Raw genomic sequence first — 16,790 nt, 5'->3', positions numbered from 1 at the left:
GAACGAAACGGCCTTAAAAACTGGGTCTCAACCTAATAATTACCATAACAAACGCCAAGCATAACGCGCTTAGCACCACCGCCCGCCACCCGGAGAGCAATATGTTCAATCCCAAACATCCGCCGCAAAACCTTGATGAAATCCGCGCTATGCTTGCAGAGCTTCCTGCTGCGGATCGCGAGGCGCAAGAAGCGGTTTTGCAGCGGGAGCCGACCCTGACAAAACCGGCCGGGTCGTTGGGCCGCCTTGAAGATTTCAGTGTGTGGCTGGCTGGATGGCAGGGAACATCCCGCCCGAATATGTCGCGCCCGCGTGTCACGGTTTTTGCTGGCAGTCACGGCGTTGTCGCCCAAGGCGTGTCAGCCTTTCCGGCCACAGTGAACCAGCAGATGGTGGAAAACTTTATTAATGGCGGGGCCGCGATCAACCAGATTTGTAAATCGGTTGATGCCGAATTGCGTGTGATGGAAGTCGCCCTTGAAATTCCAACCAATGACTTTGCGCAAGAACCCGCCATGGATGACGAAGGCTGCGCAGAAGCAATGGCATTTGGCATGAGCGCGATTGAAAAGGGCCTTGATCTGTTTGTGCCCGGCGAAATGGGCATCGGCAACACGACATCAGCCGCCGCCATTTCCCATGCGCTTTATGGGGACGACGCCGCAGACTGGACCGGTCGGGGCACTGGAATTGATGACGAAACCCTGATCCGTAAAACCCGCGTTGTTGGCGATGCGATCATTTTACATAAAAACCAGATGCATGACGGGCTTGATGTTTTGCGCTGTGTCGGCGGGCGTGAAATTGCTGCGATGGCCGGTGCGATTATTGCCGCACGGTTTGCCCGGGTTCCGGTTTTGCTAGATGGTTACGTATCTTGCGCGGCGGCGGCGGTTTTGGCCGCCATTCGCACCGATGCGCTTGATCACTGTCTGGTCGGGCATGTTTCTGCTGAACCTGGGCACAGCCGCCTAATTGAAAAACTTGGCAAAGACGCCCTGATTAATTTTGGGATGCGGCTCGGCGAAGGATCGGGTGCTGCCTTGGCGATCCCGCTTTTGCGGGCTGCGGCGGAATGCCACAACAACATGGCAACTTTTGACAAGGCCGGCATCGACGGCAAGGACTAGGGCGTTCGCCCGAAAGGCTTTTCTGATCCGACCGAACAAGACATCTTAATAGCGCCGGTTAAATCGGCGCTATTTTTTTGTCCGTTCACTCATCAAGTGCTCGACATGGCGCCCTTGGAACATGGTGATATTGATCGAATGACCAAATTTGATCGCCCGTTCATCATCGCAACGGCACATAATAACGCGGGTGTCCCCTGCCTCCGCCACTGTTTCGCGCATGGCTTCTTTATGGGCGTCATCCATGTTTTCCATTTCCGCATCCCAGTACATCTTGATCATATCAACACCAAGCTTGTTCCGGTTGATATAGGGAAGCGACAAGTGACTGATCCCGTCAATACAGATGCGATACCCGCGATCACGACAGAAATCACGCGCAAAGAAAAACGCCCCCAGATCCGCAAAGACATCGATCTTTTGCAGTTCCAGCACGATGGTTCCGCGCTGTCCGGCCTTAACATTGCTATCGAATGTTAAAAAATCGGGTGACAGCACCGTTGAGACATTCAGGTTAATGCTAACCGAACCGGTAACCGACGCATCATTGCTGCGGGTAAGCAACGACAACATACGACGATCCAGAATTTCTGTCAGATGCTGAAACAGCCAGCGGTTGGACAACACGTTGACGTCGGGCAGCAGTGTATCCTGCAAATCCTTGATCGAAATGAATAGTTCGTGGAACACCGGCGTTGGATTGGCATCCCCCACCACAGCACAGATTGCCTGTCGGCGCATCAAGTTCGATAAATCAGCACGACGCAGGGATTCATCAATCCGCCCCAGGATTTTTGGCGTCAACGGCATCCGATCATCCGCATCATCCGGATGATCATTATGCCGTTCGGCCGCTTTGCTGATCGCGCGGGGACGATTGGCGTTGGAGCGCACCAGTGTCTGGGTTAAATGCAAAAAATCTTTGTATTGCTGTTCAACGTCAAAATAGTCAGTGAAATTGGCTGGATCCCCATTTTCATCCTTGCTCTCGCTGATCAGCGGATCGTCGTTAAACAGGAATTTAAGCCGGAAAATGACTGCATTAACTTCGTCTATTTCAGCCGCATCGAAAATGAAAATCAGATCCTGATTAGACAGGGTAAAGATGCGTCCTGTGACCTCGGGAACGATGTCTTCAAATGATGCAATGGCGGTACGGATATGATGATCACGGCGATTGAACGCGATTAGTTTTGAAAAATGCACATGAATAGCAGCCACACCTTCCTTGCGCCGTTCAAGGCGGCGCACATAATCGACAAGGAAGGCCTCAGGGGACGGCAGCGTGCTATCAGACATAAATGGCGACCAGATAATTGTTTCACGGCAAACAGAGCATACACCCCGCAAGCACTAACATTACGAATATAGTGGAATATAGAGTCTGTCGATTAACAGCTTATGTATTTATCACCCGCGACCTTTGAAACCAAAGGTGAAAATGGGCCAAATTCATGCATCGCGGCGACAGCGATAAGTCGTAGCTTTCCGCTATTCAAACTGATAGTTTCAGCCCGATTTGCGGCAATAGAACGATCAAAATTTCCTGAACCGTTCTGAGTTTGACCGCAAATATGTACAATTTTACGACACAGTGATTGCCTTGCAGGGTTTATCCCACGTCTTTGGATTTGGAAAAATGGATATTAAAAGCTTTTTCGATGCCGAATTTGACGAGCATCTTGATCTGGTCGACAAAACCCGCGAAGCAACCCGCGATGGGTTTATCGAGCTGGTTGAAATCTGCACCGATGCCTTGAATGACGGCAATAAATTGCTGTTTTTCGGCAATGGCGGATCGGCAGCTGACGCGCAGCATATCGCGACCGAATTTACCGTACGTTACATCAATGATCGTCGTGCCCTTCCGGCGATTGCGCTGACGACTGATAGTTCGGCATTGACCGCGATTGGCAATGATTTCGGATTTGACCATCTGTTTTCGCGTCAGATCGAGGCACTTGGCAATCCCGATGACGTGGCGATCGGCATTTCGACATCCGGCAACAGCAAGAACGTTAATCTTGGCCTGGCGAAAGCACGCGAGATGGGCTTGATCGCAACCGGCTGGACCGGCAAAACCGGTGGTGACATGGTCGATCTTTGCGATCCATTGATGATCGTGCCCAGCAACACCACCGCGCGCATCCAGGAAATGCATATCCAGCTTGGTCAGATGCTGGTGGGGGCGTTGGAACATACCCTTGGCCTGACGAAGAAATAATTCGACCTTATCACGACAACGACAAAGCAAAGACATCATACAATGACCGATCTCAGCCATCTGGCCCGTCAGGTTGAACAACTTACCAACGCCAAGGTTCTGTGTATTGGCGATGTCATGCTTGATCGTTTTGTCTATGGATCGGTCAATCGGATTTCACCCGAAGCTCCCATTCCAATCCTTCGGGTTGAGCGTGAAAGCGCGATGCTGGGCGGGGCGGGCAACGTTGCCCGCAATGCCACCGCCCTTGGCGCAGCTGTGCAGTTTTTATCGTTGGTTGGGGACGATATTTCCGGGCGTGAAGTCATGGAATATGTCGCCAATGACAAGGGTGTTGAACCTTATATCCAGACGGAACGTAACCGCCCAACAACCATCAAAACCCGCTATATCGCGGGCGGCCAGCAACTGTTGCGGTCTGACAACGAAACCACATCTGTCATTGCGCCAGCCACCATCAGCAACCTTTCTGCCCTTGCTGAACAGCTTTCCCCCGATGTTGAAGCCATCATTTTGTCTGACTACGGCAAAGGCGTTTTGCATGCCGATGTGGTCGCAAGCGCGATTACCGCCGCCCGTGCGGCCAACAAGCCGGTTATCGTCGACCCCAAAGGCACCGATTACAGCATTTACCGTGGTGCCACGGTTGTGACCCCAAACCGGGCAGAGGCAGAGGCGGCAACTGGCATTGCGGTGCATAGCAACGAAGATGCGGTTGCCGCAGCCACCAAAATCATTACCGAATGCGGGATTGATAACGTTCTTTTGACGCGCAGTCAGGACGGCATGACCTTGGTGACCAAAGACGGCGATGCCATTCATTTACCGACCGAAGCACGCGAAGTTTTTGATGTATCAGGTGCCGGTGATACGGTTGTTGCCTGTCTGGCCGCCGCAGTTGCAGCAGGATCGAGCCTTTCGGATGCGGCGCGGATTGCCAATGTCGCAGCAGGTATCGTTGTTGGTAAGATCGGCACAGCCATCGTGTATCCGGATGAGCTGATTTCAGCCCTGCATCACCATGACCTGATGATTGGCGAAGCCAAACTGATGCCGCTTGATCGTATGGTCGACCGCGCGGAACGTTGGCGCCGCAAGGGATATAAAGTCGGATTCACCAATGGTTGCTTTGATCTGTTGCATCCTGGGCACCTTAGCCTGCTCAAACAGGCGCGTGCCGCCTGTGACCGCCTGATTGTCGGACTGAATTCCGATGCATCGGTCAAACGGCTTAAGGGGGAGTCCCGCCCGGTTCAGTCCGAAGCTGCCCGTGCGGCTGTGCTTGGATCGCTTGAAACGGTCAGTGGCGTGGTAATTTTCGGCGAAGACACGCCGGTTGAGCTGATATCGGCCATCAAACCCGATATTCTGGTCAAAGGGGCCGATTACACCATTGATAAGGTGGTTGGTGCTGATATCGTTCAGGGATATGGCGGCAAAGTCGTTCTGGCCAATCTGGAAGACGGATTTTCCACCACATCGACCATTGCCCGCATGAACCAAGGCAAAGATTAATCAAGTTCCACCGCGCTATCGGGCCAAGGCATTACCGTAAGGTCGGGCCAAATTTTCTGCCACCTTGCAACTTTGGCCTCGTACACGGCGCGCACCGGTAAAACCGGATTGGGGATAATCACGCCATCAAGCACCGCATCCAGCCCGAACGGCGCGTAAAGCCGATATTCGCCCACGACTTTGCGCAGTCCAATGGCGGTTGTGCGATAGGCAAACCGATCAATCCCACCACTGGCCGCGTTCACCGCCCCATATTCAACACCGAACTTTTCCCGATACCATATCGGCACCCGTGCCTGATTGCGGATTTCGACCCGAATGGGTAGGCCTGAAAACATATCTGCAACCGTGTTGATCATGGCATCTTCTGCCTGCCAGCTGGTGTCTGGATCAAAGTAAAACAGGTCATAATCGGCAATCGCCTGTTCTGCTGGACGGTTTGCCTGCACATTCCAGACCGATTGTGCCAAGCAGCCTGCCGTCATCCACCAATCAGAAAGTTCCGCCTCAGAAAATCGATCAACGACGATCTGATTAAACCGGTTGCGCAAAGCCAGATCCAGAAAGACCGCCCCGTTGGGGACTTGATCAACCGGCAAACCGTCACTCATAGCAAAATCCAAAGCGCCTTTAGGGCGACGGGCCACGCCGCATTGATTAAACAAGATATCGTGTAAAGGGAAAGGGCGCGGTCAATATCGATGGCCAACGCGTCGCGCCGCCCTGAGCCGATATAGGGATCATCGACAATTTCATCACCATATTGTCGCGGCCCGGCAAGCGAAAGGTCCAGCGCCCCAGCAAATGCGGCTTCCTGCCAACCGGCATTGGGTGATTTGTGCTTTTTGGCATCGCGGATCATTGTCTGCCATGCGGCCCCGCCACTGGTTTTCGACCCAAGTGCAGCAGCAAGGCAGATCACCCCACCGGCGATGCGGGCTGGAATGAAATTGGCGACATCATCAAGACGGGCAGCAAAACGCCCAAAATATAGATACCGCGCATTCCGATGCCCGATCATGGAATCAAGGGTGTTGATCGCCTTATAGGCGCAAAGCCCGATGGGACCGCCAAGGACATACCAAAACAGGGGTGCTACCACGCCATCGGAAAAGTTTTCAGCACAGCTTTCAATCGCGGCCCGGCTAATACCTGCCTCATCCAATGCATTTGGATCACGCCCGACAATCATTGATACGGCCTTGCGGCCGCCAACAATCCCGTCCTTTTTCAACGCGACCGATACTGCTTTCACATGTTGATAAAGGCCTTTTTGCGCGATCAGAACGGCAAGCAATAATACTTCTGCCGTCCAGAAAACATCGCCCAACGCCGAAATTTGCCCAACCAATGCACCAAACAGGGATGCCACCCCAATCACAGCCAGGCTTGCAATCGTGCCGCGTGTGATCAAATCGGTCTTGCCGCGATCTGAACGATTCAACCGCTTTTCAAACCAGCCAATCAGATTGCCGACCCAGACCACAGGATGGGGAATGCGCCCAAACAACCAAGGAAAATCGCCAAAGACCGCATCCAACACCAGTGCCAGCACCAGTATTGTAAAAAGCGGCCCGGAAAAACCAGACGCCGGGATCAAAAAATTAGCAAGCGACGTGTCCATGGCGGCAATGTGCGCGGTGACACGCCCCTCGTCAATCAGAATGACCTCGCCCATGAAGCCCAACTATTCTGACAGCGTAATTTGCAATATTTGCGGTAGCTTGCTACAAGAATTTCACACGAATTATTTTTTCTTCATACGGCGATTGCCACCGATTTTGATGATCCCGCGACGGGCTTTGTACGTATGAAAACCGCAATCCATGCATCCAATAAGGCACTTAACACACCACAACATCTTTGGCGCATCAGACCATCCGCCACACAATAACTAGTAATTTCGCCCCGACATCCCTGTTCGACGCATGTTATGTTACCTGCCGCTTGCATTCCGTAAGCCAATCGGTGAAAACGGGGGTGGTTTCGGGTACCGCGTTTGCCAAAAGCATCGCGCACAACCAACAGAGAAAGACAAAGGAGCAGCCTTTCATGTCCACCAAAGGCGCAGTAATGATTTGCGGTCACGGTTCGCGCGACGAGCGCGCGGTTTCACAGTTCAACGCCATGGTTGAAACGATGAAACAGACCCACCTTGCCGACTATGATGTCGAAAGCGGCTTTCTCGAATTTGCGCACCCGATCCTGCGTGACGGCTTTGAAAAGCTAAAAGACCTGGGTCACAAAAAGATTTATGCCCTTCCGGGCATGCTGTTTGCTGCCGGTCACGTCAAAAATGACCTGCCGAGCGAAGTTAACAATTTCGCCAATGAAAACCCCGATATCGACGTGAAATTTGGCCGCGATTTGGCGATTGATCCGAAATTGCTAATTGCAGCCAAGGAACGTATCGAAGAAGCGCTTGCCACCGCCGATGACAGCGTTGCGCGCGAAGACACACTTTTGATGGTTGTTGGGCGCGGCACGAACGACCCGGATGCCAATTCAAACGTTTATAAAGTCGCCCGCATGCTGCAAGAAGGCCTTGGTTTTGGCCGGACCGAAATCAGCTATTCCGGTGTGACCCATCCGCGCGTTAATGCCGGTCTGCGCGAAGCCATGAAACTGGGTTATAAACGCGTTGTCGTTTTCCCCTATTTCCTGTTTGCTGGCATTCTGATCGACCGGATTTACAGCCATACCGATGAAGTCGCCGCCGAGTTTGGTGATGTCGAGTTCATCAAGGCAGGGTATCTGAAAGATCATCCGATGGTTTTGGCAAGCTTTGCCGAACGCCTGGCCGAGATCGATACCGGCGACAACAACATGAATTGTCAGCTGTGCAAATACCGTGAACAGATCATTGGTTATGAAGGCGATGTTGGCACCCCGCAGGTCGGCCATCACCATCACGTCATGGGCATCGGCACCGACGGTCATAGCCACGGTCATGATCATGGTCACGGCCATAGCCATGGACATTCTCATGGACATGGACACAGTCATGGTCATGGTCATGGTCATAGCCACGGGCACAGCCATGCTTCCGAGCATAAACACGGTCATGACCACGGACACAGCCACGATCACGGCCATGATCATGGCGACGCAAAATCGACCGGCTCTTAACCGGTCGATACCGATCCTCTGAAAGGCGCGGCAATGTTTGACTATCTGCGTGATCCGCAGGAAATCTACGCCCAAAGCTTTGCCACCATCGAAGCCGAGGCCGACCTTGCCCGCTTTTCAGACGATCAGCGGACTGTTGCCATACGCATTATCCATGCCTGTGGCATGGTGGAGATTGTCGATCAAATTGCCTTTGGCGGCGATGTCGTGACGCGTGCAACCAACGCGTTGCGCCAAGGAAAACCGATCCTATGTGATGCTGAAATGGTCCGACACGGCATCATTTCCCGATTGCTTCCGGCTGAAAACCCGGTTGTTTGCACATTAAATGATGCCAACACCCACCAAGTTGCCAGCAAATTGGCAACAACCCGGTCGGCGGCCGCCGTGGATGCATGGGCTGAACATATCGAAAATGCAATAATTGCGATTGGCAATGCGCCCACCGCACTTTTTCATCTGCTCGAAGCCATTCACACAGGAAAGCTTGCCAAACCCGCCGCCATTATCGGCATGCCGGTTGGGTTTGTTGGTGCGCGCGAAAGCAAAGAAGCCCTGATTGACCATAGTGCCGATGTGCCATTTATCACCCTGCGCGGTCGGTTTGGCGGCAGTGCTGTGACTGCGGCCACGGTCAATGCCCTTGCAAGACTAGCACGGGGGGATGACAGCACCCCGGATGGCACACGTGACCGTAAGCTTCAGGGTTGCCAGCCATGAACGAACAATCCCCGCAAAAAGGCCGCATCACCGTGATCGGCATCGGCGAAGATGGCTATGACGGCCTGTCGCCGGTTGCACGCACGATGCTTGAAAATGCCAAGGTTATTTTTGGTGGCAAACGCCATATCGGGATGCTGCCTGAAACCAATAACGCGACCCAGAATAAATGGATCACGCCGTTTGAGGCCAACCTTGCGCTGATCGAAGACTGTCTGGATCAAAACCCGGTAGTACTGGCCAGTGGCGACCCGATGTATTTTGGGGTTGGCAACACTTTAATTAAATATTTCGGATCCGATCCGATTTATTCGATCCCGGCACCATCGAGTATTTCCTTGGCCGCGTCACGCCTTGGCTGGCCACTGTCGGAATGCGATGTCGTTACCCTGCATGGGCGCGATCCGGAAATCATCCGATCCCATTTGCGCCCGCACGGCAAACTGATCGCACTAAGTGCAGACGGATCAACCCCGGCCTTAGTGGCGGTGATGCTGTGCGAAGCAGGATATGATCAAAGCCGCATGACGGTCTGCGAACGCTTGGGCGGGACGCATGAACGCATCACCACCCAGACTGCACAAACGTGGCAGTCCACGGCAACGTCGATGCCAGATGTCCAATCAATTGATCCGCTGAACTTGATCATGATCGACCTTCATGCGGGGCCCAATGCCCGCCCCCTACCAAAAGGTCCGGGCTTGCCCGATGATGCATTTATCCATGATGGCATGATCACGAAATCAGAAATCCGTGCCCAAACAATATCATCGCTTGCCCCGTTTGCGGGTGGTGTGCTTTGGGATATTGGTGCTGGATGCGGATCGGTTTCCATCGAATGGATGCGCATGGGTGGAACTGCCGTCGCGATTGAACGCGATGCAGATCGCTGCGCAATGATTGCGAAAAACGCCGTACGCCTTGGCACACCGGGACTTTGCGTCGAACAAAAAAGCATCGAAGATGCCCTCGTTTTTGCTGATCGCCTGCCAAAACCGGATGCGATTTTCATTGGCGGTGGCATTACCCAAGATGGCCTTTTAGAACACTGCTGGGCAAAGCTTGGCCCGCATGGGCGGCTGGTCGCCAATACGGTGACGCTGGAAGGCGAAGAAAAATTATTACGTTTCTATAATAAAATGGGTGGCACGCTGTCGCGACTGTCGGTATCCCGGCTGGTCCCGCGTGGCAATTTTAAGGGCTGGAGCAACCTTGCCCCTGTCACCCACTATGTCGGAGTAAAAGCATGACCCGTGCGGAAATTGCATCCGCAGACACCCAAAGCCATCCGGTCGCCGGAACGGCTTATGGTCTTGGTATTGGTCCGGGGGAACCGGATCTGATCACGTTAAAAGCCTATAACATCCTGCAAAAGGCCGACGTGATTGCCTATCCCGCCCTTGAAGACGGCGTCAGCCTTGCCCGGCAGATTGTCGATCCGCACATCCCCAAAGGCCGCATCGAGATTGCCATCCGCATTGCCATGGGCAAAACCGCCGATCCGGTTTATGACGCTGCGGCGATTGAAATCGGCGAACACCTAGCAGCGGGCAAAACCGTTGCGGTTCTGTGCGAAGGCGACCCGTTCTTTTACGGAAGCTTTATGTATCTTTATGGCCGTTTGGCCGATGCCGGGCATCCGGTTCATACGGTTCCGGGTGTGAGTTCGATGATGGCCTGTGCGGCACAACTTGGCGCCCCCCTTGCGGCGAAGAATGACGTTTTACAAGTCATCCCCGGCCCGCTTGATAAAGATCGCCTGCGCGCCCAACTGGCCGACACCGATGCCGCTGCGATCATTAAACTAGGGCGGCATTTTGCCAAGGTGCGTGAGGTGATTAACGAGCTGGGCCTGACAGATCGGGCGCGCTATATCGAACGCGCCACCCTTGATAGCCAAAAAATGGTGCCTTTGGCCGATCTTCCGGCCGATGCCACAGCACCGTATTTTTCCATGATTCTGATCCACCGTCGCGGAGACGCATGGCGATGACCGCCCATAACAGCTCAAACACCCCGACATCGGCCTTGCCGACCGATCCGATTGCGCCGATTGCGGTGGTTTGCCTGACACAGCGTGCCCTTCCGATGGCAAAGCGCATTGCCGCCAGCCTTCAGGGCGCCTCGGTCCATGGTCTGCGCACCCGGGTATCGACAAATGATGTTGATGTCGCGTTTGATGATACCATTGCACATCTGCAACGAACATTTTCATCCGATCACGTCATCATTGGTGTCTGCGCATCAGGTATCTTAATTCGCGCCCTTGCGCCGCTTTTGGCCAACAAATGGCAAGACGCCGCCGTGATTGCGGTTGATGAAGCAGGCCAAACCTTTATCCCGCTGTTGGGTGGCCATCATGGTGGCAACCGATTGGCGCGTGATCTGGCCGACCGTCTTGGCGGTATTGCCGCCATTACAACACCCGGTGATGCCATGCTGGGCCTTGCCTTGGACGAGCCGCCAAAGGGTTGGAAGCTCGGCACGCCGGAAACGGTCAAGCCTGCGACCGCTGCCCTTTTGGCTGGTGCCTCTGCGCGTCTTGAGGTGGAAGCCGGATCTGCCGCCTGGCTGACCAACAGCGCCCTTGCGCAATCTGATGACGGTACCATCCTGATCACCGCCACCGCACGCGAAGGTGCAAGTGATGACGCCATCAGCGACACCGCAGAAACGGCCATTACCTATCACCCACCTGTTCTTGCGCTAGGTGTCGGGTGTGAGCGCGGCTGCCCGATTGATGACGTGTACGAACTGGTCATGGAAACGCTGGCAGGGCAATGCCTGAGCCCAAAAGCAATTGCCTGCGTGGTGTCGATTGATCTGAAAGCCGACGAAGCCGCGGTGCATGAACTGGCATCTCGTCTTGGTGTGCCAGCACGGTTCTTTGACGCCGAAACACTCGAAGCGGAGGCGGAACGCCTTGTAACCCCGTCTGATGTCGTCTTTGCCGAAACAGGCTGTCACGGCGTTGCCGAGGGTGCCGCCCTTGCTGCTGTCGGCCCGAATGGCAAACTGATCATTCCCAAACACAAAACCAAACGTTCGACCTGTGCGGTGGCCTTGTCGCAACATGACATTATCCCTGAAACCGTCGGCAAAGCCCAAGGCAAGCTTTCGATTGTTGGCATCGGACCGGGCCAAATTGGCTGGCGCAGCCCAGAAGCATCAGAACTGATTGGGCGGGCCAGCGATATTGTCGGCTATCAGATGTATCTGGATCTGCTTGGCCCACTGATCGACGGCAAGGATTGCCATCATTCCGATCTTGGCGCCGAAGAAGCCCGTGCGCGCCATGCACTCGAACTGGCTGCCACCGGCAAGGACGTTGCCCTGATTGGTTCTGGCGATGCCGGCATCTATGCGCTGGCAACCTTGGTGTTCGAACTGCTTGATCGCGAAGACCGGGCGGACTGGAACCGGGTTGCAGTACAGGTATCGCCGGGGATCTCGGCACTTCAGGCGGCGGCATCGCGGATTGGTGCGCCGTTGGGCCATGATTTCTGTGCGATTTCACTATCTGATCTTTTGACCCCGCGTGAAGATATCCTGCGCCGCCTTCAGGCGGCAGCAGAAGGCGACTTTGTCATCGCGTTTTACAATCCAGTATCCAAGCGCCGCCGGGATTTGCTGGCCAAGGCACGCGATATCCTTCTGGCCCATCGTGATGAGGATACGCCGGTGGTTCTCGGTCGTCAGTTGGGCCGCCCGGACGAGGAAATCACGGTTGTTCCGCTTTCGAAACTAGAAGTCGATATGGTCGATATGCTGACCACGGTTCTGGTCGGCTCCAGCAACAGCCGACACATCACGCGCGGTGAAAACGAATGGGTCTATACCCCGCGTGGTTATGCCAAAAAAGGCCCGGACGCTGCCAAGGCACCGGTTTTAAGCACGCCCAATCATCGCAATACCGATACCCCCGCAAACGACAAGGCAGAATAATGACCGTTCATTTTATTGGTGCCGGTCCCGGTGCCCCGGACCTGATCACCGTACGTGGCTTGCGCCTGATCGAAAAATGTCCGGTTTGCCTGTATGCCGGGTCACTGGTCCCCGAAGAAATCGTCACATCTGCCCCCAAGGATGCACGCGTGATCGATACCGCGTCGATGCATCTTGATGAAATCATCGCCGAAATCGAAGCCGCCCACGCCAAGGGCCAAGACGTTGCGCGTGTGCATTCTGGCGACCCATCAATTTACGGGGCCATTGCCGAACAAATCCGCCGCCTGGATGACCTTGGCATTGCTTATGACATCACCCCGGGCGTGTCGGCCTATGCGGCCGTGGCCGCCGAAATCGGGGCGGAACTGACACTTCCCGATATTTCGCAAACCGTCATCCTGACACGGACCGCGATGCGGTCATCTTCGATGCCAGATGGCGAAAGCCTTGCGGAACTTGGCAAGGCACGGGCGACGCTGGCGGTGCATTTGTCGATCAACAATCTGGCCAATGTGGTGCGTGATCTGACCCCGCATTACGGCGAAGCCTGCCCAGTGGTGATTGCCTATCGCGCGACATGGCCCGATCAGCAATATATCTTTGGCACCCTTGGTGATATCCGTGCCAAGGTCAAAGGAACCGGCATAACGCGAACTGCCCTGATCATGGTGGGGGATGTTTTTGGCCGCAAAGATTTCACCGACTCCCGGCTTTACGCTGCCGATCACACGCATGTTTTGCGCCCGGCCAAGTCATAAGCAATTTGGGCGGACCGCAAGTCCGCCCGTTTTTTGCACAAAGCACATAATCAACAAGTTTATTTTTTGCGCATTATAGCCAGTTTGCTGAAAATTATGCCATTTCAACCCTGAACTTCCTTGACCGCCCCTTACTCAACCGCCTTTAATCAAAAGGTAACAAGGGGAATGTGCATGTTCAACGAGATGAAGACCGACGACCAGGTTCGAGAACCTTATCGCGCCTTGGTTGAATGGATGGAAGCAAGCGGCCCAGAAGTTCTTGAGCAAAAGCGTCTGGAAGCCGAAACCCTGTTTCGCAAAATCGGCATTACATTTGCCGTTTACGGCGAAGGTGGCGATCCAGAACGGCTGATCCCATTTGATTTGATCCCCCGCATTTTTACCGCAGGCGAATGGCGCAAACTTGAACGTGGCGTCAAACAACGTGCCCGCGCGCTTAATACATTTTTGTATGACGTTTACCACAACGCCGAAATCATCAAGGCCGGGATTGTGCCCGCCGAGCTGGTCTTTAAAAATGCCGCGTTCGAGCCCGCCGTCATTGGCATTGATCCCCCGCGCAAGGTTTACAGCCACATTGTCGGCGTTGATATCGTGCGCACCGGACCAGAAGATTTTTACGTTCTTGAAGATAACTGCCGCACGCCATCGGGCGTGTCCTATATGCTTGAGAACCGCGAAATCATGATGCGCATGTTCCCCGACCTGTTCAAAAGCCTGCGTATTGAGCCGGTCGAAGGCTATAGCGACATGTTGCTCAAAACGCTTAAAAGCATCGCGCCAAACAAATGCGACCGCGACCCGAATATTGTGGTGTTAACCCCGGGTGCGATGAACAGCGCATATTACGAGCATTCATTCCTTGCCGACCAGATGGGCGTCGAACTTGTCGAAGGACAGGATTTATTCGTCTCGGGCGGGCGGGTTTATATGCGCACCACGCGCGGCCCAGAACGGGTTGATGTGATTTATCGCCGCATTGATGACGACTATATCGACCCGCTGTGTTTCCGTTCTGATTCCGTGCTGGGTATTCCCGGCCTTATGAATGTTTACAGATCCGGCGGGGTTGCGATTTGCTCGGCTCCGGGTGCTGGTGTTGCCGATGATAAGGCGGTCTATACCTATGTCCCGGATATGATCCGATTTTATCTGGGCCAGGAACCAATTTTAAATAACGTGCCGACATGGAAATGCGGCAAGCCAGATGACCTTAAATACGTGCTTGAAAACCTTGGCGATCTGGTGGTGAAGGAAGTCCATGGCTCGGGCGGGTATGGCATGTTGGTTGGCCCCGCATCGACCAAAGAAGAGCAAGTCACCTATGCCGAACGCATCAAGGCCGATCCGGGCGATTTTATCGCCCAACCCACCCTGTCCTTGTCGGCCTGCCCGACATTCGTCGAAAGTGGCATCGCCCCGCGCCATGTGGATTTCCGGCCATTTTGCCTTGTTGGCGATAACATTCGCCTTGCACCGGGCGGCTTGACCCGTGTTGCCATGCGCGAAGGATCGCTTGTCGTTAACTCGTCCCAAGGCGGCGGGGTAAAAGACACATGGATCATGGCAGAATAACGAAAAGGGGGTTTCAAGATGCTTAGTCGTACTGCGGACAACCTTTTCTGGCTGTCGAGATATGTTGAACGGGCCGAAAATATGGCTCGTCTTATGGAAATGGGCTATCGCATGGCGCTGATGCCATCGACCGGGGATGGCAACCGGTCTGAATGGGAATCAGTGTTATCTGCATCCGGCTGTCAGGGGGGATATGATCCAAACGCCCCTTTGCGTCAGGAAGAAGTCGCCAATTTCCTGATTTTTAACCGCGACAACCCGTCTTCAATTATCAATTGCTTTGAAGCCGCGCGGGCCAGTGCGCGGGCAATGCGCACCGCCATTACCGCCGAAATGTGGGAGGCACTTAACAATGCCCTGATGGAGCTTCGTCGCCCATCAATCCACAATCTGGCCAAAAACGAACTTCCTGAATTTATCGATTGGGTCAAACGTCAGGGGTCGCTGTTTCGCGGTACAACCGATTCCACCCTTTTGCGCAATGACGGGTATGACTTTATCCGACTGGGCACGTTTATCGAACGGGCAGATAACACCGCACGCCTTTTGGATGTGAAATATTATGTCCTACTGCCCGAAACCAGCATGGTTGGCGATGGTGTGGATAACTATCAATGGACCACGGTCCTGCGTGCGGCATCGTCCCTACGGGCATTTCACTGGGTATATCGGGATGATTATTCGCCCTATCGGATTGCGCATTTCTTGATCCTCAATCCGTTTAGTCCGCGGTCACTTGCCCATTGTTCAGAACATATTACCCAGCATCTTGAACGGCTTGCCCGCCATTATGGCCAACGGCGCCCGGTGCATGGACAGGCGGTTGAGATGTATTCGCTTCTGACCCAAAGCGACATGGAAGAAATCTTTGCCAACGGGCTTCATGGGTTTCTCAATGACTTTCAGGCGCGCAACCGCGCGCTTTCGGCGGCAATTGCTGAAACTTATCATTTCGGGGGACAATAAAATGCGCCTGACAGTCGAACATCACACCCATTACCGGTATGACACCCCTGTTCGCTATGTGGTGCAAAGCCTTAAGTTAACCCCGGCGGCATTTGACGGGCAGAAAATCCTGAACTGGTCAATCACCGCAGAGGGATGCGTGATCAATTCGGAATTCACCGATGGGAACGGCGATGTTATCAGCACTTTGACCGCGGGTGGGCCGGTGGATGAAGTCGAAATCATCGTAAAGGGCGAAGTCGAAACCACCGACATGGCCGGTGTGCTGCGCGGCCACAAAGAACGCGCCTTTCCCGAGGTGTTCTTGCGGTCAACACCGATGACCAAATCCAGTGCGGCCATTCGCAAACTGGCCGAAAAGGCCGCCAAAAAGACAAAAGACGGCACCCTTCTTGAGCGCGCCCATGCTCTTTCTGATGCGGTGTCCGATGCGATTGCCTTTGAACCGGGGACAACAGATGTCCACACCACTGCCGCCGATGCGTTGGCCGATGGCAAGGGGGTCTGCCAAGACCATACGCATGTTCTGCTGTCAGCGGCACGACATCTTGGCATTCCGGCACGCTATGTTTCGGGGTATCTGTTTGCCGACCTGCATGGCAAACCGCACGAGGCATCCCACGCCTGGGCAGAGCTTTTTATTGCTGAATTAGGGTGGGTTGGGTTCGACGCCGCGAACCGGTGCTGCCCGACTGATTTTTATATTCGTCTGGGGTCTGGACTTGATGGGCAGGTGGCCACACCTATTAGGGGCGTACATACTGGTGGTGCGAACGAGAATTTGGATGTATCAGTGGTCGTTGCGCAATCACAACAATAGCT

General features: G+C 54.1%; 15 protein-coding genes. 12 read left to right on the top strand and 3 right to left on the bottom strand.

The annotated features are described in order from the left end of the window. Window positions 1-101 precede the first annotated feature (101 nt). Window positions 102-1,130 carry a nicotinate-nucleotide--dimethylbenzimidazole phosphoribosyltransferase gene (cobT, locus tag HCZ99_RS04655; RefSeq protein ID WP_167445667.1) on the top strand — a complete coding sequence of 343 codons (1,029 nt, stop codon included), beginning with the start codon at window positions 102-104 and terminating at the stop codon, window positions 1,128-1,130. Between the two features lie 69 nt (window positions 1,131-1,199). Here the strand turns inward: cobT and HCZ99_RS04650 are convergent, their stop codons facing one another. Next, complete coding sequence (locus tag HCZ99_RS04650; RefSeq protein ID WP_167445666.1) at window positions 1,200-2,429, bottom strand: hypothetical protein; 1,230 nt, start codon at window positions 2,427-2,429, stop codon at window positions 1,200-1,202. A gap of 340 nt (window positions 2,430-2,769) precedes the next feature. On the opposite strand from HCZ99_RS04650, the gene HCZ99_RS04645 reads away from it, so the two are divergent. Both HCZ99_RS04645 and rfaE1 read left to right on the top strand, forming a co-directional pair. Continuing rightward, complete coding sequence (locus HCZ99_RS04645; RefSeq protein ID WP_167445664.1) at window positions 2,770-3,354, top strand: D-sedoheptulose 7-phosphate isomerase; 585 nt, start codon at window positions 2,770-2,772, stop codon at window positions 3,352-3,354. Between the two features lie 42 nt (window positions 3,355-3,396). Then, complete coding sequence (gene rfaE1 / locus HCZ99_RS04640; RefSeq protein WP_167445662.1) at window positions 3,397-4,869, top strand: D-glycero-beta-D-manno-heptose-7-phosphate kinase; 1,473 nt, start codon at window positions 3,397-3,399, stop codon at window positions 4,867-4,869. Here rfaE1 and HCZ99_RS04635 read toward each other — a convergent pair. Beyond that, window positions 4,866-5,480: a nucleotidyltransferase family protein gene (locus HCZ99_RS04635; protein WP_167445660.1), complete on the bottom strand. Its 615-nt coding sequence runs from the start codon at window positions 5,478-5,480 to the stop codon at window positions 4,866-4,868. The two genes, rfaE1 and HCZ99_RS04635, sit on opposite strands and share 4 nt — an antisense overlap. Further along, a complete protein-coding gene (cbiB, locus tag HCZ99_RS04630; RefSeq protein WP_175581381.1) occupies window positions 5,477-6,547 on the bottom strand; it encodes an adenosylcobinamide-phosphate synthase CbiB in 1,071 nt (356 codons plus the stop codon). Before cbiB ends, HCZ99_RS04635 begins: the two co-directional genes overlap by 4 nt. A gap of 374 nt (window positions 6,548-6,921) precedes the next feature. On the opposite strand from cbiB, the gene HCZ99_RS04625 reads away from it, so the two are divergent. The 9 genes from HCZ99_RS04625 (at window position 6,922) to HCZ99_RS04585 (ending at window position 16,788) form a co-directional block, all read left to right on the top strand. Beyond that, the gene (locus HCZ99_RS04625; protein ID WP_167445658.1) at window positions 6,922-7,998 is read left to right on the top strand and encodes a sirohydrochlorin chelatase; all 1,077 of its coding nucleotides are present in this window, start codon (window positions 6,922-6,924) and stop codon (window positions 7,996-7,998) included. Window positions 7,999-8,031: 33 nt separating this feature from the next. Continuing rightward, entirely contained in the window at window positions 8,032-8,718 is a 687-nt protein-coding gene (locus HCZ99_RS04620) for a precorrin-8X methylmutase (RefSeq protein WP_167445656.1), read from the top strand. After that, window positions 8,715-9,968 (top strand): precorrin-6y C5,15-methyltransferase (decarboxylating) subunit CbiE, encoded by a 1,254-nt coding sequence (cbiE, locus tag HCZ99_RS04615; RefSeq protein WP_167445655.1) that lies wholly within the window; start codon window positions 8,715-8,717, stop codon window positions 9,966-9,968. The genes HCZ99_RS04620 and cbiE overlap by 4 nt, the downstream gene beginning before the upstream one ends. Beyond that, window positions 9,965-10,711 (top strand): precorrin-2 C(20)-methyltransferase, encoded by a 747-nt coding sequence (gene cobI, locus HCZ99_RS04610; protein ID WP_167445654.1) that lies wholly within the window; start codon window positions 9,965-9,967, stop codon window positions 10,709-10,711. The genes cbiE and cobI overlap by 4 nt, the downstream gene beginning before the upstream one ends. Continuing rightward, on the top strand, window positions 10,702-12,663 hold the full coding sequence (gene cobJ / locus HCZ99_RS04605; protein WP_167445653.1) for a precorrin-3B C(17)-methyltransferase: 1,962 nt from the start codon (window positions 10,702-10,704) through the stop codon (window positions 12,661-12,663). The genes cobI and cobJ overlap by 10 nt, the downstream gene beginning before the upstream one ends. Next, window positions 12,663-13,424: a precorrin-4 C(11)-methyltransferase gene (cobM, locus tag HCZ99_RS04600; protein WP_167445652.1), complete on the top strand. Its 762-nt coding sequence runs from the start codon at window positions 12,663-12,665 to the stop codon at window positions 13,422-13,424. The genes cobJ and cobM overlap by 1 nt, the downstream gene beginning before the upstream one ends. A 174-nt stretch (window positions 13,425-13,598) precedes the next feature. Further along, window positions 13,599-15,002, top strand: coding sequence for a circularly permuted type 2 ATP-grasp protein (locus tag HCZ99_RS04595; RefSeq protein ID WP_167445651.1), 1,404 nt, complete (start codon window positions 13,599-13,601; stop codon window positions 15,000-15,002). Between the two features lie 18 nt (window positions 15,003-15,020). Next, on the top strand, window positions 15,021-15,968 hold the full coding sequence (locus tag HCZ99_RS04590) for an alpha-E domain-containing protein (RefSeq protein WP_167445650.1): 948 nt from the start codon (window positions 15,021-15,023) through the stop codon (window positions 15,966-15,968). Between the two features lies 1 nt (window position 15,969). Further along, window positions 15,970-16,788 (top strand): transglutaminase family protein, encoded by an 819-nt coding sequence (locus HCZ99_RS04585; RefSeq protein ID WP_167445649.1) that lies wholly within the window; start codon window positions 15,970-15,972, stop codon window positions 16,786-16,788. The last annotated feature ends 2 nt before the right edge of the window (window positions 16,789-16,790 follow it).

This window comes from Thalassospira lucentensis (assembly GCF_011806425.1).
Taxonomy (GTDB): domain Bacteria; phylum Pseudomonadota; class Alphaproteobacteria; order Rhodospirillales; family Thalassospiraceae; genus Thalassospira; species Thalassospira lucentensis_B.
Note: the sequence above shows the minus strand (reverse complement) of the source record. Positions and strands in the feature narration are given on the sequence as shown.